17 protein-coding genes are annotated in these 23,907 nt (G+C 60.5%); 4 read left to right on the top strand and 13 right to left on the bottom strand.

The window, feature by feature from the left end:
• The first annotated feature begins 7 nt into the window (after nt 1–7).
• Nucleotides 8–385 (top strand): response regulator, encoded by a 378-nt coding sequence (locus tag WG29040_RS02530; RefSeq protein ID WP_003445176.1) that lies wholly within the window; start codon nt 8–10, stop codon nt 383–385.
• 81 nt (nt 386–466) lie between these two features.
• On the opposite strand, the gene WG29040_RS02525 is transcribed toward WG29040_RS02530, so the two are convergent.
• The 5 genes from WG29040_RS02525 to WG29040_RS02505 all read right to left on the bottom strand — a co-directional run bounded on the left by WG29040_RS02525 (nt 467) and on the right by WG29040_RS02505 (nt 10,055).
• Nucleotides 467–1,522: a lipopolysaccharide assembly protein LapB gene (locus WG29040_RS02525; protein ID WP_127195606.1), complete on the bottom strand. Its 1,056-nt coding sequence runs from the start codon at nt 1,520–1,522 to the stop codon at nt 467–469.
• 239 nt (nt 1,523–1,761) lie between these two features.
• Nucleotides 1,762–3,171, bottom strand: a complete 1,410-nt coding sequence (locus tag WG29040_RS02520; protein WP_127195605.1) for an efflux transporter outer membrane subunit — start codon at nt 3,169–3,171, stop codon at nt 1,762–1,764.
• Nucleotides 3,168–6,347 (bottom strand): efflux RND transporter permease subunit, encoded by a 3,180-nt coding sequence (locus tag WG29040_RS02515; RefSeq protein WP_003445180.1) that lies wholly within the window; start codon nt 6,345–6,347, stop codon nt 3,168–3,170. Before WG29040_RS02515 ends, WG29040_RS02520 begins: the two co-directional genes overlap by 4 nt.
• Nucleotides 6,348–6,362: 15 nt before the next feature.
• Entirely contained in the window at nt 6,363–7,607 is a 1,245-nt protein-coding gene (gene mexE, locus WG29040_RS02510; RefSeq protein ID WP_010656612.1) for a multidrug efflux RND transporter periplasmic adaptor subunit MexE, read from the bottom strand.
• Between the two features lie 255 nt (nt 7,608–7,862).
• Nucleotides 7,863–10,055: a TonB-dependent siderophore receptor gene (locus WG29040_RS02505; protein ID WP_010656611.1), complete on the bottom strand. Its 2,193-nt coding sequence runs from the start codon at nt 10,053–10,055 to the stop codon at nt 7,863–7,865.
• Nucleotides 10,056–10,182: 127 nt separating this feature from the next.
• On the opposite strand from WG29040_RS02505, the gene WG29040_RS02500 reads away from it, so the two are divergent.
• The 3 genes from WG29040_RS02500 (at nt 10,183) to WG29040_RS02490 (ending at nt 14,982) form a co-directional block, all read left to right on the top strand.
• Entirely contained in the window at nt 10,183–11,202 is a 1,020-nt protein-coding gene (locus WG29040_RS02500; protein ID WP_003445185.1) for an alpha/beta fold hydrolase, read from the top strand.
• Between the two features lie 568 nt (nt 11,203–11,770).
• Nucleotides 11,771–13,912 carry a bifunctional mannitol-1-phosphate dehydrogenase/phosphatase gene (gene mtlD / locus WG29040_RS02495; protein WP_127195604.1) on the top strand — a complete coding sequence of 714 codons (2,142 nt, stop codon included), beginning with the start codon at nt 11,771–11,773 and terminating at the stop codon, nt 13,910–13,912.
• A gap of 62 nt (nt 13,913–13,974) precedes the next feature.
• Entirely contained in the window at nt 13,975–14,982 is a 1,008-nt protein-coding gene (locus WG29040_RS02490; RefSeq protein ID WP_003445189.1) for an Ldh family oxidoreductase, read from the top strand.
• Between the two features lie 488 nt (nt 14,983–15,470).
• Here the strand turns inward: WG29040_RS02490 and abaF are convergent, their stop codons facing one another.
• From abaF to WG29040_RS02450, 8 genes are all read right to left on the bottom strand, one after another.
• A complete protein-coding gene (gene abaF / locus WG29040_RS02485) occupies nt 15,471–16,865 on the bottom strand; it encodes a fosfomycin efflux MFS transporter AbaF (RefSeq protein ID WP_127195603.1) in 1,395 nt (464 codons plus the stop codon).
• 68 nt (nt 16,866–16,933) lie between these two features.
• The gene (locus tag WG29040_RS02480) at nt 16,934–17,851 is read right to left on the bottom strand and encodes a dihydrodipicolinate synthase family protein (RefSeq protein WP_003445196.1); all 918 of its coding nucleotides are present in this window, start codon (nt 17,849–17,851) and stop codon (nt 16,934–16,936) included.
• Nucleotides 17,852–17,990: 139 nt separating this feature from the next.
• Nucleotides 17,991–19,019: a proline racemase family protein gene (locus WG29040_RS02475; RefSeq protein ID WP_010656606.1), complete on the bottom strand. Its 1,029-nt coding sequence runs from the start codon at nt 19,017–19,019 to the stop codon at nt 17,991–17,993.
• 9 nt (nt 19,020–19,028) lie between these two features.
• Entirely contained in the window at nt 19,029–19,751 is a 723-nt protein-coding gene (locus tag WG29040_RS02470) for an amino acid ABC transporter ATP-binding protein (protein ID WP_003445202.1), read from the bottom strand.
• Nucleotides 19,744–20,394, bottom strand: a complete 651-nt coding sequence (locus WG29040_RS02465; protein ID WP_003445205.1) for an amino acid ABC transporter permease — start codon at nt 20,392–20,394, stop codon at nt 19,744–19,746. The genes WG29040_RS02470 and WG29040_RS02465 overlap by 8 nt, the downstream gene beginning before the upstream one ends.
• 10 nt (nt 20,395–20,404) lie before the next feature.
• Nucleotides 20,405–21,070, bottom strand: coding sequence for an amino acid ABC transporter permease (locus WG29040_RS02460; protein WP_003445208.1), 666 nt, complete (start codon nt 21,068–21,070; stop codon nt 20,405–20,407).
• Nucleotides 21,063–22,835: an aconitase X gene (locus tag WG29040_RS02455; RefSeq protein WP_127195602.1), complete on the bottom strand. Its 1,773-nt coding sequence runs from the start codon at nt 22,833–22,835 to the stop codon at nt 21,063–21,065. Before WG29040_RS02455 ends, WG29040_RS02460 begins: the two co-directional genes overlap by 8 nt.
• Before the next feature lie 11 nt (nt 22,836–22,846).
• On the bottom strand, nt 22,847–23,665 hold the full coding sequence (locus WG29040_RS02450; RefSeq protein WP_003445213.1) for a transporter substrate-binding domain-containing protein: 819 nt from the start codon (nt 23,663–23,665) through the stop codon (nt 22,847–22,849).
• Nucleotides 23,666–23,907 lie beyond the last annotated feature (242 nt).

Here is a 23,907-nt window from a genome sequence, read left to right as displayed (position 1 = left end):
GTTTCCCATGAGTGAAGATGCGCAAGATGTAGTTCTGATTGTCGAAGACGATCCCTCGATCCTGATGGTTCTCAGCGCCTACCTGTCCGGTGAAGGTTATAGAGTGCTGCAGGCTGAAAACGGCGAGCAGGCGTTCGAGATTCTGGCGAGCAAACCGCATCTGGACCTGATGGTGACTGATTTTCGTCTGCCCGGTGGTATATCGGGGGTTCAGATTGCCGAGCCAGCCCTCAAGCTGCGGCCGGACCTCAAGGTCATTTTTATCAGTGGTTACCCGGCAGAAATCCGCGACACCGGTAGCCCGATTACCCTGACGGCGCCGATCCTGGCCAAGCCGTTCGACCTCGACACCCTGCAGGAACAGATCCAGAAACTGCTGGCCTGACTGTAGGAGCGAGCTTGCCTCGCGAGCGGTTAAAAGCTCGCGAGCTAGCTCGTTCCTACAGGTACAGACAGGCAAAAGGGGTCATAGCCCCTGCTGCAGCGCCGGGTCATCCGGGTTCAGCTGTTCCATCTGCGCCAGCAGTACCTGAACGTTCTGTATTTGCCCGGACTCTTTCCAGTAGCGAATCAACAGCACGCGCGCCTTGCGATTGGCCGGCTGGCGTTGCAACAGCTCCTCAAGCTGGCGTTGCGCGGCTTCCAGTTGATCAAGATCGTGCAGGGCAATCGCCAGTTTGTAACGGTAATCACTGTTATCAGGCTCCAGCTCTACGGCTTTGGCCAGACCCAGCAGGGCGTATTCAGTCTGCCCGTGGTTAAGCAGCCAGATACCCAGCGCATGCTGCAAATAAGCAGACTCGGGATGCTCCTCCAGCTGCCTGGCCAGCAATTCACGCGCCCGGTCGGTTTGCCCGCGCTTATCCAGCAACTCCACCTGAGCAACCACGGCCTTGAGATTTTCCGGGTCCAGGGCGGTGACTTTTTCCAGAGCGGCCTGGGCTTCATCCAGCTGACCTTCATGCAGATACAGACGGGCGAGCTGGCCCTGGGCCTGGGGATCGTCGGGGCGGGTTTTGAGATCGCGTTCGTATTCGTCGATTACCTGCTGCAAGGGGGCGAAATACAGGCCTTGCTCATCAGGAGACAAGCCCAGCAGTGCACTGGCGGCGGTAAAGCGTACGCTTTGTTCGGGATCATCCAGCAACGGCCCCAGCAATAGCGTGCGCTGGGCGTTGGGCACCAGCCCGGCAATGCTCTGGATCGCCGCCTGACGGACCAGCGGTGAAGGGTGCAGCAAGTCGGCGTCCGCCAGTTTCAGTGCCTGGGGGCTGGGGTAGTTGGGCAATTCTGCATGCAGGCTGGCACGGCGGATGTCCGGCAGGTCGGTGCGGGCCAATTGCTGATAGAGCACCCGGGCCGCACCGGGTTGACCGTTGTGCGCCTGGGCAAGGGCAACCGAATAACTGCTGCTTGTAGAAGGCGCTTTTGTGGCTGGCGCGGGGCGCATCCAATACCAGAGACCGGCTGCGATAAGCGCTGACAGAAGACTGATAGCGAGGTAACGGCGAGGCTGGGTCATGCAATATCCAGAAACAGGCGTGCGGTTGAGGGACAAGATTGGGACAGTAGCCGGTTGGAGTCAAACCCTGATCCGGCAAGCCGCGCTGGCGCTACGCTGCAGATCGCAGCCCCGGTAAGTGCCTACGAGGTTGCGAACAGTAAAAACCAGAACCAAAAAAAGCCCCGTGACCGAATGACCACGGGGCTAAAAATGGCTGGATGCGACCAACCAAAGGAGCTCTTGAAACTGCTGTTAAATCAATGGGCGCTGGCGACGGTCTCTGCTTGCCAGCCGCCGCCCAGGGCTTTGTAAATGGCCACTACACCGCGATACAACTCAACCTCGGCCTGGGCCTGGCTGTCTTCGGCCGCCAGACGCTCGCGCTGGGCATCGAGCAACACCAGAAAGTCCACCGTCCCTTCGCGATAACGTATTGCCGCCAGGTCGGCCGCCGCGCGGCTGGACTCGGTTTGGCGAATCAGCGAAACCAGGCGCTGCTGACGTTTGCCATAGTCGCTGAAGGCATTCTCTGACTCTTCCAGCGCCAGCAGCACTTGCTGCTCGTAACTGGCCAGTGCGCCATCGGCCTCTGCATCGGCCCCGCGCAGACGTGCCCGCACGCTGCCCAGATCAAACGCCGGCCAGGTGATGCGCGGGCCCAGTGCCCAGGCATTGGCCGCCGCCGAACCGATCTGCGAACCACGCCCGGCGGTGAAACCGAGGAAACCGCTGAGGCTGACCCGAGGGAACAAATCAGCCTTGGCCACGCCGATCCGGGCAGTGGCCGCCGCCAGCTTGCGCTCGGCACTCATGATGTCGGGCCGACGCTGCAGCAGGTCGCCGGGGTTGCCGATATTCAGCGCCTTGGCAATGGCCGGCAGCTGCTTGGGCCCCAGGTCCACACTCAATTGCTCAGGCCGCTGGCCCAGCAAGGTGGCGATACGGTTGCGCTCGCGCACCTGCTCGGCCTGCAGTTGCGGCACGCTGGCCTCAACTGCGGCCAGACGCGCATCAGCCCGCATCACGTCCAGTTCATCACCGACCCCGGCATCACGCAGGCTTTGGGTGATGGCTTTGGAGTCTTGCTGGTTTTTCAGGTTGTCCAGGGCGATCCGCTCACGCAGTTGCGCGCCGCGCAGTTCACCGTAGGCATCCACCAGCTCGGCAATCATGGTCACTTGCAGTTGATACAAGTCCGCCGCTGCGGCCTGTTCGTCGGCGTCACTGGCTTCCAGTTCGCGCTGGATACGGCCAAACAGGTCGATCTCCCAGGCCATGTCCAGCCCCAGGTCATACCGCTCACTGTTGACCCGTTTTTCGGTCTGGCCAGGTATCTGGCCTTTGCCCACATCGCTGCTGGCGCGGCTGGTAATGGTCGGCATGGCGTCATTGCTGACGTCATCGCGAATGGCCCGGGCCGCGCGCAGGCGGGCAAAAGCCACGCGCAGCTCGCGGTTACCGTTGAGCGACTGCGTCACCAACTGGTTGAGGGTCGGATCGTCGAATTGCTGCCACCAGATGCCTTCATAATGGGCCCGGTCAAACCCCTTGAGGTTGTCGGCACTGATCTGTGCCGGCTCGGTGACCGGGGTTTTGTAGTCCGGGCCTACGGCGCAGGCACTCAAGGCCAGCACCAGCAGACTTGGCATAAAGACTTTCAGGCTCATTGTTGCGACTCCAGCTTGAGGTGCCTGGCCGCCTTGCGCGCTTCACTGCGCTCCACATAGCGGCGGATCAATACATAAAACACCGGCGTCAGCAGCAGGCCGAAGAAGGTCACACCCAACATCCCGGAGAACACCGCGACACCCATGGCGTGGCGCATTTCAGCACCGGCACCGCTGGAGAACACCAGTGGCACCACACCCATGATGAAGGCGAAGGAGGTCATCAGGATCGGCCGCAACCGCAGACGGCAGGCTTCCAGTACCGCATCCAGCGGGCTCATGCCTTCTTCCTGCTTGTCCTTGGCAAACTCGACAATCAGAATCGCGTTTTTGCACGCCAGCCCCACCAGTACGATCAATCCGATCTGGGTGAAGATGTTGTTGTCACCCCCCGAAGCAATCACCCCGGTAATGGCCGACAACAGGGTCATGGGCACGATCAGGATCACCGCCAGCGGCAGGCTCCAGCTTTCGTACTGGGCCGCGAGTACCAGGAACGCCAGCAATACGCAGAGCGGGAACACGAACAGCGCTGTGTTGCCGGACAGAATCTGCTGGTAGGTCAGGTCGGTCCATTCGTAGGTCATGCCGTTGGGCAGTTCTTCCTTGAGCAGTTTCTCGATGGCTTTTTCGGCCTGGCCGGAGCTGTAGCCGGGTGCCGCGGCACCGTTGATTTCAGCGGTGATAAAGCCGTTGTAGTGCATCACCCGATCCGGGCCCGAGGTGTCGCTGACCTTGATAAAGGTGGCCAGCGGGATCATCTCGCCCTTGTTGTTACGCACTTTCAACTGACCGATCTGATCCGGCTCCAGGCGGAACTGCTGCTCGGCCTGAACGTTGACCTGATAAGTACGGCCGAAGCGGTTGAAGTCGTTGGCATACAGCGAGCCCAGGTAGATCTGCAGGGTATCGAAGATGTCGCTGACGGCCACGCCGTGGGTCTTGGCTTTTTCCCGGTCGATGGCGGCATCGACCTGTGGCACGTTCACCGTGTAGCTGGTGAACAGCCCGGCCAGTTCCGGCACGTTGTGGCTTTTGTTGATGATGTTCATGGTTTCTTTGTACAGCTCGTCATAGCCCAGGTTGCCCCGGTCTTCGATTTGCAGACGGAAACCACCGATGGTGCCCAGGCCCTGTACCGGCGGCGGCGGGAAGATCGCCATATAGGCTTCTTCAATGCCGCTGAACTTGCCGTTCAGTGCACCGGCAATGGCACCGGCAGACATGCTCGGGTCTTTGCGTTCGTTGAACGGTTTAAGGGTTACGAAGACGATGCCGGCATTGGGGCTGTTGGTGAAACCGTTGATCGACAGCCCCGGGAACGCCACTGCACTTTCTACCCCGGGCTGTTTCAGGGCCAGGTCGGACATGCGTTTGATCACGTCTTCGGTGCGGTCCAGGCTCGCCGCATCCGGCAGTTGGGCGAAGGCCACCAGGTATTGCTTGTCCTGGCCGGGGACGAACCCGGTCGGGGTGTTGGAGAAACCGAAGAAGGTCAGCACCATCAGCCCGGCGTACAGGATCAGGGCAATGCCACTGCTGCGGATCACCCGTGCCACGGTACCGACATAGGTATGGCTGGCACGGTCAAAGAAGCGGTTGAACGGGCGGAACAGCCAGCCGCCGAACAGCGTGTCGAGCACTCTGGAGAAGCGGTCTTTCGGCGCGTCGTGGCTCTTGAGCAATACCGCGGCAAGGGCTGGCGACAGGGTCAACGAGTTGAAGGCCGAGATCACCGTCGAAATCGCGATGGTCAGGGCGAACTGCTTGTAGAACTGCCCGGTCAGCCCGGAGATAAAGGCGGCCGGGATAAACACCGCACACAGCACCAGCGCAGTGGCGATGATGGGCCCGGTCACTTCACGCATGGCGCGCTTGGTGGCTTCCACCGGGGTCAGCCCCAGGCCGATATTTCGCTCGACGTTCTCCACCACCACAATCGCATCGTCGACCACGATCCCGATCGCCAGTACCAGTCCGAACAGCGACAGGGCGTTGAGTGAGAAGCCGAACATGTGCATCACGGCAAAGGTACCGATCAGCGATACCGGCACCGCCACCAGCGGAATGATCGACGCCCGCCAGGTCTGCAGGAACAGGATCACCACCAGCACCACCAGAATCAGCGCTTCGAACAGGGTGTGAACCACCGCCTCGATGGAGCCGCGAACAAAGATCGTCGGGTCATAAACGATGCTGAAGTCCATGCCTTGCGGGAAGTTCTTCTTCAGCTCGGCCATCTTGGCCCGAACTTCATTGGAAATATCGATGGCGTTGGAACCCGGACGCTGGAAAATCGGGATCGCCACCGCCGGTTGATTGTTCAGCAGGGAGCGCAGGGCGTATTGGCTTGAGCCCAGTTCAACCCGGGCAATGTCCTTGAGACGAGTGATTTCACCGTCATCGCCAGCGCGAATGATGATGTTCTCGAACTCTTCTTCGGACACCAGACGGCCCTGGGTATTGACCGACAGCTGGAAGCTGGTGGCATTCGGGGCAGGGGGTGCACCCAGGGCGCCGGCAGCCACCTGACGGTTTTGCTCGCGGATCGCGTTGACCACATCGGTGGCCGTCAGATTGCGCGAAGCGGTCTTGTTCGGATCGAGCCACACCCGCAACGAGTAATCGCCCATGCCGAACAACTGCACGTCGCCAACCCCGCCGAGGCGGGCCAGTTCATCCTTGATGTTGAGGATGGCGTAGTTGGACAGGTACAGCATGTCGTAGCGCTGGTCCGGCGAGGTCAAGTGCACAACCATGGTCAGGTCGGGCGAAGCCTTGTCCACCGTGATCCCGATGCGTGTCACTTCTTCGGGAAGCTTGGGCTCGGTACGGGTCACACGGTTCTGCACCTGTACCTGAGCGTTGTCCAGGTCGGTACCCAGGGCAAAGGTGATGGTCAGGGTGATCTTGCCGTCAGCGGTGGACTGAGACGACATGTAGAGCATGTTCTCGACACCGGTAATCGCCTGTTCCAGCGGCGCGGCGACGGTTTCACCTATCACTTTGGGGTTGGCCCCGGGGAAGTTGGCCCGTACCACAACGGTCGGCGGCACCACTTCGGGGTATTCACTGATGGGCAACTGGAACAGCGAAATGCTGCCCGCAATCAGGATCAGCAAGGAAAGCACGGCGGCGAAAATCGGCCGCTGAATGAAGAACTGGGAAAAATTCATCGGAGTTATCGTCCCTTAACCGCGAGGAGTCGCGACGCTGGCCAGCTTCGGCGCGCCATTGGCGGGCTTGGCTGGGGACAGGTTGCTGGCTTCCAGGGCTTGTCGTTGTTGTGCCAGTGCTGCGAGGGTCTGTTCGCTGGCCATCGGAATCACTTCAGGGGTGACCGGTGAACCCGGGCGCACCCGTTGCAGGCCCTTGACGATGATGGTGTCGCCCTTGTTCAGGCCGCTGCGAACAATGCGCAGGCCTTCGATTTTCGGTCCCAGGTCAACGGAGCGGTAGGTAGTGTTATTGGCGCCGTCCATGACCAGCACGAATTTCTTGCCCAGGTCGGTACCGACGGCTTCGTCATTGATCAACACCGCTTCGTAGGTGCCGCTGCCCACCAGTTTGAGGCGCGCATACAGGCCCGGGGTGAAGCTGCCGTCGGCGTTATCGAACACGGCACGGCCGCGGATGGTGCCGGTCTTCGGGTTGACCTGGTTGTCGACGAAGTTCATCTGGCCCAGGTGCGGGTTGCCGTCTTCGTTGGACAGGCCCAGGTAAACCGGGGTGCTCTGACCGCGCTGGCCCTGGCGGGCAAGTTGCGCGTATTTGAGGAATACCCGTTCGTCAGCGTCGAAGTAGGCATACACCTTGTCGGTGGAGACCACGCTGGTCAGCGGCGTGACATCAGCGGTGACGATGTTGCCCGCAGTGATTTCGGCACGGCTGACCCGGCCACTGATTGGCGAAGTCACACGGGTGAAGCTGAGGTTGAGTTTGGCCAGGTCCAGTTGTGCCTGAATGGCCGAGACCCCGGCGCGGGCGGCCTGGGAGGCGGTGGTGCGCGAGTCGGCCAGTTCTGCGGAAATCGCATTGCTCTGGCGCAGGCGTTCGCCGCGCTGGGCTTCGTTGTCGGTACGGGTGGCGTTGGCGCGGGCCTGTTGCACCTCGGCTTCAAGACGACGCACTTCGGCCTGGAACGGACGCGGATCGATCTGGAACAACAGGTCGCCCTTTTTCACCAGGGCGCCCTCAGTGAAGGCGACCTGATCAATCTGGCCCGACACCCGTGGACGAATTTCAACGGTCTCCGGAGCTTCAAGGCGCCCGGTGAACTCGTCCCATTCATTGACCGGCTGTTCCAGCACTTTGGCCACACTGACTTTGGCAGCGGGAGCAGGAGCAGTCGCTTGTGGAGTTTTGCCGCATGCGCTCATCACCACGATGGCCAGGGCCGCGAGTGGGAAGCGCAAATGTTTAAGTGACTGTTCCATGGGGGGAGTCCGCCAATCTATTGAGATGGGCGGATAATGCTGGCGCGAGGGCCGGGGAACGAATCGAACCCAGCGAAGATCAATATCATTCAGAATGATACAAAGCCCGGCCAAGCCCTCTAGCTTGCGCCTTTTGTTAGGGAGCTATCAATTAAATTCTTCGTCATGGGCCTGAACCATCTGTAGGAGCGAGCTCTCAAAAATGCCAGCGAAGAGCTCGCGAGCAAGCTCGCTCCTACAGGTGCGGTCAATGCTTCAGAAGTTGATCGAAGCACTCAGGCGGGCGGTCAGCGGCGCGCCCTGGAATACATAGTTGTCGCCCATGTACTCACCCACATCGCGCCAGTAGCGCTTGTCGAACAGGTTGTCGACGGTGAGCCGGAACACGGTGTCATAACCCTCGATACGGGTGCTGTAGCGGCTGCCGATATTGAAGATGGCGTAACTGCCAGCCTGCACACCGCCCTGTTGGCTGGCGTATTTTTTGCCGCTGTATTGCATCCCGCCGAGCAGGGCCAGGCCATCGACCCAGGGCAGGGCGTAATCACCATAAAGACTGGCGCGCAGGGTCGGCACGTTGATGGTTTGATGGCCTTCATACTCGGGCGTACCGCTGCCTGTCACCCGGGCGCGGATCGCCGTCACACTGGCCGATACCTGCAAGCGCTCACTGGCCCAACCGTTGGCCGCCAGCTCCAGGCCGGTATTTTTCTGTTCGCCCTGCTGCACATAGGTGAATGCACCCGCAGTGGCGTCGGGGCGGGCATATTGGTAGTCCTGACGGATCTGGAACAGCGTCGCGCTCAGGCTGATGCGCCTCCAGTCGTACTTGACCCCTGCTTCAATTTGCCGTGACAGGGTGGGGGCGAGGGTGTCAAAAGCATTGCTGGCAAACCAGGGCGCCGTGCCACCCAGGGCCAGGCCCTTGCTGTAACGGGTATACAACGACAGGTTCGGCACGGGTTTGTAGATCAGTGCGGCCTGGGGCAGGAATTCATAGCGCCGGGTATGGCGGCTGGTGTCGCCCTGGTCGTCGAAGGTGCGTTCGTCCAGCAGCACTTCACGGCCACCGAGCACGGTCTGCCATTGTTGGTTAAAGCTGATCCGGTCGTTGAAGAACAGCCCGTACTGGCGGCTGTCCAGACGTCGATAGCTGTCCTCGACCGGCCCGTCATAGCGCGCAAAGTTCTCGGGTTCACTGTCGATATTGCCGCTGCCGATCATCTCGTTGATCAGCTCGCGCTGATCCACCACACGGCGGAACGCGCTGCTGCCCACTGTCAGTTCATGGCCGATGCCGCCGGTATCAAACACACCACTGAGTGCTGCCTGCACTTCATCATTGCGCCGGGTGTCGTCGGGGCTGCGGAAGTCATAGATATCGTAATTGCCTTCGGGGCTGAAGTAGTTGGGTACTGCGCTGCCGGCACAACTGGCGGCGCCATAACAACCCCAGGCAAACGAACTGTAATCATCGATCACCACTTTGCTGCGCGAGGCGCTCAGGCTGCCTTTCCAGTTATCGGTGAAGCGGTACTCAAAATTGCCGTTGATGTTCAGCGAATCAATGGTTACAGGTTTGGAGCCGCTCTGGTGAGCCAGCAGTTTTTTCGGTGAAGCGTGGTGCGGCAGTTCGGTGCCGCCGAGCAATTGATAGCCCGGCACCGAACGCTGCTCCTTGTTTTGGTACTCCACATCCAGTTGCAGCAGGGCGTCGGGGCTGATGTTCCAGTCGAAAGCCACAGCGGCGAAATCACGCTGGCCATTGGCATGTTCGACGTAGGAGTGGATGTCCTCATGGGCGAAGTTGGCACGCAGTCCGAACTGCTGCTCGCTGCCGAACCAGCCCCCCACATCGGTGGCCAGATAACCACTGCCGCGATCATCGGTGGAGACCGTGACGGAGCGTACATCCGCGGCACGCTTGGTCACGTAATTGACTACGCCACCTGGCTCGGACACGCCGCTTTGCAGGCCGGACAGACCCTTGAGCAATTCCACCTGCTGCTTGTTTTCCAGGCCGACGTTTTGCTCGCCGGTGATGGTGCGGCCATTGATCTTGTAGCTGCTGGCCGAATTCAACGAGAAGCCGCGGACCACGAAATTCTGGTAATAACCAATGGGCGCATAGCTTTCACCCACCGAAGCGTCGTTGCTCAATACATCGCTGAGCAGGCGGGCTTGTTGATCCTTGATCAGCGCGTCGGTAAAGACTGAAATCGCCGCCGGGGTATCCAGCAGGGGTGCCGCTTCGAAACCGCCGACCCAGGCGCTGTCGGCCTGATAGCCGGCGTTGTCTTCAGCGGTCACGGCGGTCGCCGGCAACTCGGTATTGGCGCCGTGGGCCACCGGCACTGCGCTGGACAGTAACAGGCCAAGGGTCAGCAGGTTGAGCGTGAACCGCGGGGCGGACTCTCCCTGGTTGAAAGTCCGGTGAAGCCTGTTCATGCAAAACTCCTGAATGATGGGCGGCCTTGAGTGCAGGGCCTGTTCACAGGCGCGCCATCATACAGACGCTACTTAACCTTGGGTTAATGGTGCAATGTGACGCTCCGGTCTTTTTGAGGAATTGCGCATGCCATTTTTTCTACGCTCATGCCTGGTACTGGCCTGCAGCTTGCCCTTGCAGGCGCTGGCGGCGCCTTCCGCTTCCGCCCCGGTCTATGGCGAGCAACTGCAAGGCTTCGAGTACCCGTACCCGCTGCATCACTTCAACTTTGATTCCCAGGGCCAGACCCTGCAGATGGGCTACATGGACGTTGCCCCCACGGGGCCTGCCAATGGCCATACGGCGGTGCTGCTGCACGGCAAAAACTTCTGCGCAGCCACCTGGGGCGACAGCATCAAGGCCCTGAGCGCTGCGGGTTACCGGGTCGTGGCGCCGGACCAGATCGGTTTTTGCACCTCGAGCAAACCGGCCAGTTATCAATACAGCTTTCAGCAATTGTCGGCTAATACCCATGCCTTGCTCGACAGCCTCGGGGTGGACAAGGCCAGCATCATCGGTCACTCCACCGGCGGCATGCTGGGTACCCGCTATGCACTGCAGTACGCCCCGCAAACCGAGCAGCTGGTGCTGGTCAATCCGATCGGTCTGGAGGACTGGAAAGCCCTCGGCGTGCCATGGCGCAGCGTTGACCAGTGGTACGCACGGGAACTGAAACTCAGTGCCGAAGGTATTCGCCAGTACGAGCAAAGTACCTATTACGCCGGGCACTGGAAGCCCGAGTACGATCGTTGGGTGGACATGCTGGCGGGTCTGAACAAGGGGCCGGGGCACAAACGGGTGGCGTGGAACTCGGCGTTGATCTACGACATGATTTTCACCCAGCCGGTGTTTTACGAACTGCCGGAACTCAAGGTGCCAACCCTGTTATTGATCGGCGATGCTGACACCACCGCCATCGGCAGTGATATTGCTTCAGCGCAAGTGAAGGCCAGAATCGGTGACTACAAAGTGCTGGGCAAACAGGCGGCCAAACTGATTCCCGGGGCCAGGCTGATTGAATTCCCGGGCATGGGCCACGCCCCGCAAATGGAAGACCCGGCGGCCTTCAACAAGGTGCTGGTGGAGCAGTTGAACCTCCAGGGTTGACCCCAAACCCGGCGCTGTGCCAAAGGCTCGCAGCCTTCGTGCCTGGTTAGCGACTGCCCATGATCAAACGAGGATCAAATCAGGATCAAGCGAGTGATCAATCCAGGATCACTCCTTGATTTAGAGCCTCCAAGTGCGTTATAGCTAAAAGGGTATCCAATCGTATTACAGGAAATTACAGCTCCCTATGGATGGAATCACACGTATCAATCGCCAGTCCGGCTCACATTACGCATCCCTGATTGCGCAGTGTGGGCCTCACGTCAAAGGCTGCACTCTTGCAGCGACAGGGTTTGTCTCCCGCCTCTATGCACTCTTGATTCCACCCCGTTGTTTGCCCGCCAGCTGTGCTGACTGGCGCCACTGCTACGTCCCCCCTCCAGATTTTTTCTGATCGCCAGCCGACCCGGCGTGTTTGCATCCGTTTTTAACGGTATGCGCTGTTGCCCGGCATTTTTATCTGATCCCCTCACTTTCTGACCCGACATCCCTGGCACCAGCCAGCTGCAGGTCACGACAGCGTTTGGTTACCCATGACCAGGCGCCGCGCTACAAGGACTCACGAGCCATGATTTATTTCCAGGGTAAAAGAATTTTCAGTGCCATCTTCGATATGGACGGCACCATGTTTGACACCGAACGCCTGCGCTTCAAGACCCTCAAACAGGCCGCGCTCGAGATTTACGGCACGCCATTGAGCGAAGAAACCCTGATCGGTTCTCTGGGCCTGAGTGCCCGCAAGGCCGAAGCGCTGGCCAAGGCCAATCATGGTGAAGATTTCCCTTACGCTGCGGTCCGCCAGCGCGCCGATGAACTTGAACTGGCCCATGTGCGTAACCATGGCGTGCCGATCAAGGACGGTTTGCTCGAAGTGCTCGAGCGCTTGCGCAAGTATGGCCTGACCATGGCAGTGGCCACCTCGAGCCGCCGCGCCATCGCCGAGGAATACCTGATCAATGCCAACGTACTGAAGTACTTCGACGTCACCGTTTGCGGCGATGAAGTGGAGCAGGGCAAGCCCCACCCCGAGATTTTCCTCAAGGCCGCCAGTGCGCTCAATTGCCTGCCGGGCCACTGCCTGATGCTCGAAGACTCCGAGAACGGCCTGTTGTCGGCGATTCGTGCCGAAGGGCAGCCGATCCTGATCGAAGACATCAAGCCTCCGGCAGCCGAAGTGAAGGCCGGTGCGCTGAAGGCGTACCAGAACATGCACGGGTTTCTGGGCGATCTCAACCAATGCATGCCGGATCTGGGCACCCCCGAACTGAACGAGAGTTTCCCCCAGGCCCTCAATCAATTCAGTGTCGGCATCCACGGTTTCGGGGCCATGGGCGGTGGCTACCTAACGCAGATTTTCTCCCACTGGGATGGCTACACCCGACCTTGCGAGATTATCGCGGCCACCCGTTCGCGGATGCTGCGCGACACCATCCAGGCCTTTGGCCGCTTCAGCGTGCGCTATGGTGCGACCTCGTTCGACCAGACCATTGAAAACCTCAGAATGATCGACATGGATGACGCCCAAGAGGTGATCCGCATGTACGACGAAGCTGAAATAGTCGGGCTGAGCCTGCCGGAAACCGCGATCCGCAAACAGGCGGACGTCATTGCCAGGGGTTTGATCCGGCGCTTTGAGCGACGCGGGCGTGAGTTGACGATTCTGATTGTGTTGAACAAGGTCGGCGGCGCGGACTTTGTCCGCCGCCATGTGCGAGCCCAGCTCGAACTGTTGGTTGCACCGCACCTGTGCCAGAAAATTCTGGATAACACCCACTTTGCAGAAACCGTGGTCAGTCGCATTGTCTCCAAGCTGTCCAACGAGTCGCTGGTGCGCCAGTTGCGTATCAAGTCGAAAATCTTCCAGAACAGCCTGACTGACGACACCGTCGTACCCACGGCAAGCCCGAAAACCCCGGTGCCGGAATACGAACGCCTGATCAGCCGCTTTCGGCCATTTGCCCAGTCCAGCAATGCACTGAGCCAGTTGCATTTGATCCTGTTCAACAGCGAGTCGGACATGCCGTTGTATGCCGAACGCTGCAGTAACCTGCTGGAGCGTCTGCGCCAGGTCAGGACAGTCGACGACATCACCCAGACCCAGGTGATGAAAAACCTGTTGTGGAACGGCCCCCACGCCATCATTGCCTGGTACGCCAGCCGCCTGGGCTATTCGTGGTTGGGGCAGGCCATGGGCGACCCGCGGGTCAGTGCTCTGGCCGAGCGCTTGATTCGTCAGGAAGTAGGCCCGGCCCTGGTGGCCGAATACCCGCACATGGCGCAAGCTGTCGAGAGTTTCTCGAACACATTTCTCGCGCGCTGCAACACCTCGTTCAAGGACCCCTGTACCCGCGTCGGCCGTGATCCGCTGCGTAAACTGCAGCGCAACGAGCGGATTTTCCGCAGCATCGATCTGGCCAAGAAACATGGCATCGACTGCAGCGCCCTGGAGTTTGGCAGCGCCCTGGCGCTTCATTACGCGCTGCGTTCCACAGACAGCAAGGATCAGGAAAGCCAGTTGATGCGCACCCTGTATCAAGACAGCGGCAGTGTCGAGACGGTGCTGACCTACAGTGCAAATTACAACGGCCGACCGTATCCGGGGCTGGATCCGGTCAAGGACGCTGAATTGATCGAGGCCATCTCCGGGCATTTCCGGAGCCTGGCGGCCATGGAACCGGACTGTGCTGAATTCGTCATGGCCCGGGCCTAAAGCAATCAAGCGCGCAACGCCTTGAATGGGCCAGTCTGGTGGGTCTGTTCAAGGAGATGATCATGATCCGACTGTCCCTGGTCCAAGCCAAAGAGCTGGCCGAATCCATCCTGTTGCATAACGGTTTCAATCCGGCCCATGCCCGCGCAGTGAGTGACACGGTACTTGCCGGGGAGCGCGATGGTTGCGCTTCCCACGGCCTGTATCGGGTGCTGGGCTGTGTCAATTCACTGCGTGCGGGCAAGGTCTCGGCCGATGCCGAACCCCGGGTGATCGACCAGGCACCTTCCATTGTTCGGGTGGATGCAGCGGGCGGTTTTTCCCAGCTGGCGTTTCAGGCGGGTTTGCCGTTACTGCAAGAGAAGACCCGGGCCAACGGGATTGCCGCACTGGCGATCAATCGTTGTGTGCATTTTTCCGCATTGTGGGTGGAGATCGAACAATTGACCGCTGCCGGTCTGGTGGCGCTGGCCTGTAACCCGAGCCATGCCTGGGTTGCGCCGGCGGGCGGGAGCCAGCCGGTATTCGGCACCAACCCGATTGCCTTCGGCTGGCCACGTGCGGGCAAGGATCCGTTTGTATTCGACTTCGCCACCAGCGCCATCGCCCGTGGCGATATCGAGTTGCACCGGCGGGCAGGCAAGGCAATTCCCGAGGGCTGGGGGGTTGATGCCCATGGCCAGTCCAGCACTGATGCCAATGTGGTACTGGACTCGGGAGCGATGCTCACGTTTGGCGGGCACAAGGGCTCGGCGCTGGCGGCGATGGTGGAACTGATCGCCGGGCCCTTGATCGGTGACCTGACCAGTGCCGAGTCACTGGCCTGGGACGCGGGGAGCAAGTCGTCGCCGTACCATGGTGAATTGATCATCGCATTGGATCCGCAGCGTTTTCTGGGGGCCGCCACCGAGCAGCATCTGGCCCGGGCCGAGGTGTTGTTCGAAAGTATCGAAGGGCAGGGAGCACGATTGCCGTCGCAGCGTCGTTATGAAGCCCGGGCGCGCAGCCTGGTGGAAGGGGTACAGATTCCCGAAGCCCTGTACCACGACCTGCTGGCGCTGAAATCCTGAGCCATCACTCCAAACGAGCTCGTCTTCTGCAGGAGCGAGCCTGTCTGCAGGAGCGAGCCTGTCTGCAGGAGCGAGCCTGTCTGTAGGAGCGAGCTTGCCTGTAGGAGCGAGCTTGCCTCGCGAGCTTTTGGTCATTTCGATAAAAAGCTCGCGAGACAAGCTCGCTCCTACAGATCAACGGTACAACGGTTCAACGGTACAAAGGTTTCACCGCAGTACTTCAGGCCAGTGAGTTTCCACGACGGGCTGCGGTCTGTGCATTGCCATCCAGCGCGGATATGCGCGCCGCCGACTCCGCATCCACCTGATGCAGCGACTTGCCCAATCAACCCAAACGAGCTCGTCTTCTGCAGGAGCGAGCTTGTCTGTAGGAGCGAGCTTGTCTCGCGAGCTTTTGGTCATTGCGATGAAAAGCTCGCGAGACAAGCTCGCTCCTACAGTTCAAGGTTTCAAATGTTTCAGGATTTCAAAGGTTTCACCGCAGTACTTCAGGCCATTGAGTCTCCACGACGGGCTGTGGTCTGTGCATTGCCATCCAGCGCGGATATGCGCGCCGCCGATTCCGCATCCACTTGATGCAGCGACTTGCCCCGGGTTTCACGGGTCAGGCCCACAGCCACAATCGAGATCAGCGCCGCTCCCACCAGATACCAGGCGATCGGCGTCGAGCTGTGGTACTTGTTGAGCAGGGTAATCGCGATCAGCGGTGCCAGTGAACCGGCGAAAATCGGCGCTACCTGATAGCACAGCGAAAGCGCGGTGTAGCGCACATGGGTCGGGAACATCTCGGCCATCAACGCCGAATAGGGGGCATAGGTCATCGACTCTATCGCCAGGCCCAATGTGATGGCCGCCATGATCAGCCAGTTATTGCCGGTGTCCATCATCGGAAATCCGACAAAGCCCCAGAACCCGGTGAGCACCGCCCCGACCAGATACACCGGTTTACGTCCCACCAGGTCAGACAGGTAACCCATCAGCGGGATCATGAAAAAGTGCAGCAGGTGCGCGCCGAACATCAAAAACAGAATCTCGGAGGTGTCCTTGTGCACCACCAGCTTGAGGTAGGTGATCGAGAAGGTCACGACGGTGTAGTACAGAATGTTTTCTGCAAACCGCGCACCGATACCCACCAGCACGGAGCGCCAGTGGTGACGCAGCACTTCAATCACCCCGAGTTCCTGCTGTTTGTTTTGGGCCTGACGGGCCTGGGCTTCCTTGAAGATGGGCGCATCGTCGACGCTGGTACGAATCCAGTAGCCGATCAGCACCACCACCGCCGAGAACCAGAAGGCTACACGCCAGCCCCAGGAGAGGAATTGCTCCTCCGAAAGCGTGGTCGACAACAGCAGCAACGCCACGGTAGCCACCAGGTTGCCGGCGGGAACTCCGGCTTGCGGCCAACTGGCCCAAAAGCCCCGGCGGTTATCCGGGCAGTGCTCTGAAACCAGCAGAATGGCGCCGCCCCATTCCCCGCCAAAGGCGAAGCCCTGGATCAGCCGCAGCAACACCAGCAGCACCGGTGCGGCGTAGCCAATGGTATCGAAGCCGGGCAGGCAGCCCATCAGGAAGGTGGTAATGCCGACCACCACCAGGCTCAGTTGCAACAGGCGTTTGCGGCCGAACTTGTCACCATAGTGACCGAATACCAGGCCGCCGATCGGCCGGGCGAGAAAGCCCACTGCATACAGGGCAAAGGCCGCAATGATGCCGTCGATCGGGCTGTCGGTCTGGCGGAAAAACAACTGGCCGAAGACCAGTGCCGAGGCGGTGCCATACAGAAAAAATTCATACCATTCGGCGACGGTACCGGCCATGGCTGCGGCCACGACACGTTTGAGTCCCGCAGGGCTGGTGGTTGCGTGAGAGGATTGAGTGGACATGCTGGCACTTCCTGTAGGTGCGCTAAAACGGGCAGCCGGGCGGGCAGTCAGAGCCCCCCGGCAATCACTTAAAGACCGACGTCCGGCAGATGCGGACGGTTGGCCAGGGCCTTGGCCATGATCTGTTCCACATACTCGCGATCAGCCTGTGGCAGGGCCAGACGCGGCGGGCGGGTCAGCGCACTGCCGCGCCCGGCAATCGCTTCGCACAACTTGATGCACTGCACCAGATCGGCACGGGCATCCAGGTGCAGAATCGGCATCAGCCACTCATAGATCGGCATGGCTTCGGCAAAGCGTCCGGCCTTGGCCAGGCGGAAAATCGTCTCGCCTTCCTTGGGGAACACGTTGGACATCCCCGAGACCCAGCCTTCAGCCCCCACGGCCAGGCTTTCCAGTACCACGTCATCAAGACCGGCGAACAACACAAAGCGGTCGCCCACCTGATTGCGGATGTCGATAAAACGACGGGTGTCGCCGGACGAGTCCTTGAAGCACACCACGTTGTCGCAGTCGGACAGGGAGATAAGAATTTCCGGGGTCACGTCGTTTTTGTAGATGGGCGGGTTGTTGTACACCATCAGCGGGATGTCGGCGTTTTTGGCCACGTAGCGATAATGCTCGGCGGTTTCGAACGGCTTGGAACCGTAGACCAGGGCAGGCATCAACATCACACCGTCAACGCCGACCTTGCGCACTGCGTTGGCCACTTTGGCGGCTTGCACGCTTGTGAACTCGGCAACGCCACAGATAACCGGCACCCGACCGCCGGAGGCGGCCACTGCAACCTCGGTCACGGCGATTTTTTCTTCGGCGCTCAGCGAGGTGTTTTCCCCCACCGAGCCGCACACCACCAGACCAGATACGCCGTCACGGATGACGTTGGAAATCACCTGGTGGGTCTTGTCCAGGTTGATTGTGAAGTCATCGTTGAATTGAGTGGTTACCGCTGGAAAGACACCACTCCAGTTTATGGGTTTGCTCATTGTCTGTTGCCTCTGCTGTTGTAATTGTATTTCGTATACGATTTAAAGCGTCGGTACTTTTTGCTCTCTGCAGGAGCGAGCTTGCTCGCGAGCTGTGCTGTGAAAAGCTTGCGCCTACAGAAGGGTTACCGGGGGAGGGTCAGGCGCCTGGCCAGGTATCGGACAGACGATAGCCCTGTGGCCAAGGGTCGCTCGGGTCCAGCAGATGCTGGTGGGTGCCGGTAATCCAGGCCCGCCCGGAAATGCACGGATAGATCGCTGCACGCCCGGCGACTTCGGTCATGGAGTCGATACGGCAATGAAATTCGGAACCTATGAGCGAGCGCCCGATAAAACGCTCCCCGACCTGCAACAGCCCTTTGGCCTGCAATACCGCCATGCGTGCAGAGCACCCGGTGCCGCAGGGCGAACGGTCGATCTTGCCGGGACGGATGACCACGGCGTTGGCGCCAGTGGCGATGCCTTGCTCGTACACCACAGGTGCGGCGATCTGGCAAAAAGAAATATGCGACCAGTCAGGGTTCAGCGGGTGCACGAAGCCCAATTGCTCATTGGCCGCATGGGTGATTTTCAGCCCCACCGCCACCAGCTCTGCCGCTTCGTCCGGGGTGATGGAGAAGCCCAGCTCCCGGGCATCGGCGATGACAAAACTGTCGCCACCATAGGCGGTGTCGACCTTGATCGAGCCCAGCCCCGGAACTTCGATCCAGGCATCCAGCCGGTCGGCGAAGGAGGGCACGTTTTTGATTTCGACCCGCTCAACCTTGCCGTCGCGGCAATCGGCCACGGCTTCGATCAGCCCGCCCGGGGCTTCGAGGATCAGCCTGGTCTGGGGTTCGGTCATGGGCAAAATGCCGCTGTCGAGCAACACCGTGGACACGCAGATCGAGTTGGAGCCCGACATCGGCGGGGTGTCGGCAGGCTCCATGATAATCCAGGCCATTTGCGCCCGCGGGTCCTTGGCCGGGACCAGCAGATTGACGTGGCGGAACACCCCGCCGCGGGGCTCATTGAGGACAAAATTGCGCAGTGTCTGATCCTGGGCGATCCAGCGTGACTGTTCCCACACCGTGGCACCGGGTGGCGGCGCGACGCCGCCGACAATCACGTCCCCGACCTCGCCCTCGGCGTGACAGCTGACCACATGAATGACTTTGGATGAGCGCATGGTTTTCTCCTATTTCACAGATTTGAGGAATGCTGCAGTTTCAGGATGCAGGGGGTTGCCGATGACTTGATCGGGGGAGCCGATCTCGTGCACCAGGCCATTGCGAAAGAACGCCACCCGGTCGGAGACATCACGGGCAAAGCGGATTTCGTGAGTCACCAGGACCATGGTCATGCCGTCTTCGGCCAGCATGCGCATGGTGTCCAGCACCTCGCCCACCAGTTGCGGATCGAGGGCCGAGGTCGCTTCGTCGAACAACATATAGTCCGGAGACATGGCCAGGGCGCGGGCGATGGCCATGCGCTGCTGCTGGCCGCCGGACAGTTTGCCGGGGAAGGTCTTGAGCTTGTCGCCAAGGCCGACATGGGTCAGTTGTTGCACCGCCAGGGCTTCGGCTTCAGCCTTGCTTTTACCCAGTACCTTGCGCGGGGCCAGCATCACATTCTCCAGCACGGTCAGATGCGGGAAGGCGTTCCATTGCTGGAACACGATGCCGATTTTTTGCCGCAGCCGGTTGAGGTCGGTGGCCTTGTCGTGCACCTCGATCCCGTCTACGCGAATATGGCCTTTCTGGATCGGCTCCAGGCCGTTGATGCACATCAACAGGGTCGACTTGCCGGAGCCGGAGCCGCCGATTATCGAAACCACTTCGCCCTTGTTGACCGTCAGGCTGACGCCCTTGACCACTTCCAGATCGCCGAAGGATTTGTAGACGTTGTCGATCTCAATCATTTTCTTGCCACCTTCTTTCCACACGAGCGCCAAGGCGGGCGACCACCAGGCTCATGACGTAATAGATAAGCCCCGCGATGCACAACACCAGCATCGGTTCCTGGATACGGGTAACGATGGTTTGCGAGGCGCGCAGCAGTTCAACGATGCCGATCCACATCACCAGCGCGGTGTCTTTCATCACGCTGAGTACCAGATTGAGCCAGCCGGGAAACGCTACCCGCATGGCGATCGGCAGCACGATGTAGCGCAGGTCCTGCAGGTAACTCAGCCCCAGCGAGCGGCTGGCCCGGCGCGTGGTGAAGGGCACCGCCAGGACGCCGCTGCGCACGATCTCGGTGAAGTACGCGGCGGCGTATACCCCCAGCACAATGCAGCCGACGCTGAAGGCACTGATGTTCAGGCCGATGATGCTCTTGAGCGAGTTGAACAATACGAACTGGATCAGCAATGGCACGCTGCGAAACACGTCCAGGACCCAGGCCAGCGGCAGGCTGGCCCTTGGCAACAGGGCCCGCAACAGGCCGAAGAGCAGCCCGGCGAGGGTGCCCAGCAGGATCGCCCAGGCGGTCAGTTGCAAGGTGACCCAGGCGCCCTCCAGCAAAAATAAAAAGTCATTCCAGGTAAAACTGGTGGAAAACATGCTCACGTCCTCAGTAACGGAACAGACGCCAGGCCATCAGCCGGGCTACCGCAACGATCGCCTTGGCAATCAGGTAATACAGCACCGCAGCAATGGCGAAGTATTCGAAGGTGCGAAAGGTTTTGACGTTGTAGTCCTGGGTGACGCCGGTGAGGTCGTTGTTCAATCCGACGATGACCCCCAGCGAGGTCATCAGCACCGCCCACACCATCTGGTTGGTCAGCGGGTAGAACACGATGCGCAACAGCTGCGGGACCACGATCATGCGGTAGGTCTGGAAGGCACTCATGCCCAGCGAGCGCGCAGCCCGCACCTGGGTTTCGGGCACGGCCTTGAGACCGCCGCGAAAGTTTTCGGCCAGGTAACCGGCATTGTTGAAAGTGATCCCGGCCAGCAGCGCGATCCATGAGCTGACATGCAGGCCGAGGGAGCCGAGCCCGAAGTACAGGACATAGATCTGGAACAGCGACGGAGTGTTGCGGGCGATGGAGACCCAGCCGTTGCCGATGCCGCGCAACAGCGGGTTTTTGGTTTCGCGCATGACCGTCAGCGCGAGGGCGATCAACACCCCGAAGATCATCGACAGTGCTGCGGTCTCAAAGGTCACCAGGGCCCCGGCCAGCATGTCCGGCAAGGCCCGCAGGGCTGAGCGCCATTGAAAGGTGTAATCAAACATGGGCGGGTATCTCCTGTGAGGCCGCCGCTGGCAGCCATTGCGGCAGACCGCCGTCGGCCCTGGCGCTGCAGGCGGCATTCACGCATTCGGCGAGGCTGGCGAAGTGCACCTTGCGCCCCACCAGTCCCGGTGCGTAGTGGGCGTACTTGGCTGAATTGGTCATCAGGGTGGTGGCCGCGCAGGGAATCACCGGTTCACCCAGCATGCACCAGCAGGTATCGCTGATCAGGGTCGCGCCGAAGCCTTCGATCACCGCGATATGCCCGGCTGCGCGGGCCTGCTCCAGCACCGCGCGGCCACAGGTGATGACCACGGCTACCTCGGGGTGTTTGTGCCGCCCCTGGCACAGGCCGGCCAGACGCGCGAACTCGCTGAGGGAGAAGTGCGGATTGCCCAGGGACACCACGTCCACCCCGGGGTCACTGGCACTGTTGAGTTCGTGCCAGCTGTGCAACAGGTCCGTCAGGCTGATGGTGACCACCGGCACCGGGCCATCCAGTACCTGTGCCGGGTCGAGGGCCTCGGGTGTGACCCCGGCGATATGGAACAGCGGGGCGGCGCTGGTGGTGGCAAAGGCCGCACCGAACGCCTTGAGATCGTCCAGATCCGGCTGCCTGTCTTCCAGCCCGAGGATCAAGGGAATACGGCTGCCGGCCAGGGCGCCGATGTGGTAGCCCAGCAGCGGGTAGAAGGCATCGTCCAGCTCGCCCAGGGCGGGCAGCTCGACTTGCAGCCGGGCTTTGCGCTGATCCTCCAGGTGGCAGCCAATCAAGGGCGCGCGGCCGGTGAGGGCGATGCAAATGTCCAGATAATCGGGGTATTTAAGGGTGCGCGCGCCTAGCACGCTGTTGGCGTAGACCACTGCGTTGGATTCGGCCCAGACGATCTGTTCGCCGACCTTGGGTGCGCTGTCCAGCAGATAGGGGGCGCAGGTAAAACTCAATTGTGCGCCCATGGCCATATAGGCATCGCCCAGGGCACTGGCGGGCACACCCAGAGCCGGGTCGACCCCCAGTTCGCGCCAGCGGCGCTGGTCGACAGAGATTGAGTTGAGGGTAGTGGGCACCCGTACTTTGGCGCCCCATTCCACCAGTTGTCGGGCAAAGCGCAGACTGGCAGGCCCGGTATAAATGCAGCCGTCGATATGCGCCTGGCTAATGTCCAGCAGCTGTTCAGCGCCCTGTAGCTGTGCCATGCGCAGCACTATCTGCATGGCCACCTGAGCGGCCTTGCCATGCTCACCGTCGAGCAGGGCGCGGTCGTGTCGGGTCAGCTCGATCGAGCAGACCGGTTCCTGGTGTTGTGCCTCGTTGAGCGCTGGCGCCCAGCCATCGTCCGGCGGAGCATCGAACAGGCTGACCCGGTCTCCCTCGACCCGGGCAAATGCCCCGGCGCGCAAGCGGGCGAAGGCCTCGTTGCCGATGCACAGCACCGGCAGGGAGCGTTCGAACAGGGTCTGCGCCACCAGCACGCCAAGGGTCAGAATCTCATCGGCCTCGGCCAGCACCAGAGCCGCGGGGGCGTGGCCATTGCTGATCAGCTCCATCAGCACACTGCTGCCGGTACAGGAGCCGCGACCACTGGGAATCGCCAGTATCTGCCCGCCCAGGTGCTCGCCGCTGAGGGGGTGGTGACGGTCAATCACCTCCCCGGTGAACGGCTCGACCCCGCCCCAGAAGCTCAGCCCCACATCAGCGAACAACAATGGGCCCTGGGCCGCGCCGCTGATCAGACTGCGGCCGTTGAGAGAAGTGATCCTCGACATGCTGGCCGACCTCAGTAGTACACGTCAGGTACGGTCAGGTTCGCCGGCGGGATCTCGGTGCCGACCCATTTCACCCACAGCTCCTTGTAACGCCCGGTGCGCACTTGCTGGTTGACGAACAGGTTGAGGTAGTTGAGCAGGCCGTACTCGTTGCGCTTGGCCCCCAGGGACACGTAATCGACCACGTAGGGCGCGTTACCCGCGACTTTCAGATTTTTGTATTTGCCTGACTTGAGGGTGGCGGCGGCCACAGTGTTAGTGACCACAGTGGCTTCGATATGGCCCTGGGCAACGGCCAGCAGGGTGTCGTTCTGCGACTGGTAGGCCCGGAACGAGCCGCTGCCCCAGCTTTTCACGTCTTTTTCCAGGGCAATGGCTTCATAGGTGCCACTGGTATTGCCCAGGGCCTTGCCCTTGAGGTCGGCGAAACTGTTGATCCCGGTGTCGTCGCGGGTCAGCACCACCATCTGGAAGGCAAAGTAAGGAATGCTCAGGCCGACGGTTTTAGCCCGCTCCAGGGTGTCGGAGGTGGAGGCCACGATGATGTCGGCGCGCCCGGAGACCAGCGCCGGAATCCGGTCCGGAAACGGGGTTTCGACAATTTCGGCATCCACGCCCAGCACTTTCGCCAGATCGTTGCAGTAGTCCACGTCAAAGCCCACCGGCTTGTTGGCTTCATCCCGGGAGCCCATGGGCGGGAAGTCCAGGGTTACGGCGCAGCGCAGTTTGCCCGAGCCAATAATGTCGTCGAGTTTGTCGGCCTGGGCGGTGGCGATGAAGGAACTACTGATAACAGCGCTGAGAGCTACGGCAAATACGGGGTTTTTCATGGACGCCTCGCAAGTGTAGGAATGCTGTTGAATAATGGATTATGGATTTCGTATACGATATTTATTTAGCAATTCGTGTGCCGATTTTTCCTGGGTGCCACAATTAAGTGCCGCGTCCGGTTTTTGATGGCGTGCGTGATTGCACTGGGCAGTGGTGCAGGGTGTGTGGGGTGGGAGGGGTGTTACAGAAGGGAGCAACAGTGGGGGGATTGCCCCATAAAGGAACACCTGCCGCCCGATGG

Origin of the sequence: Pseudomonas sp. PAMC 29040, assembly GCF_003994535.1 — a bacterium.
In the GTDB taxonomy this organism is placed as follows: Bacteria; Pseudomonadota; Gammaproteobacteria; order Pseudomonadales; family Pseudomonadaceae; genus Aquipseudomonas; species Aquipseudomonas paraversuta.
The sequence above is the reverse complement of the archived record's forward strand: the minus strand, read 5'-3'. Positions and strand labels throughout refer to the sequence as shown.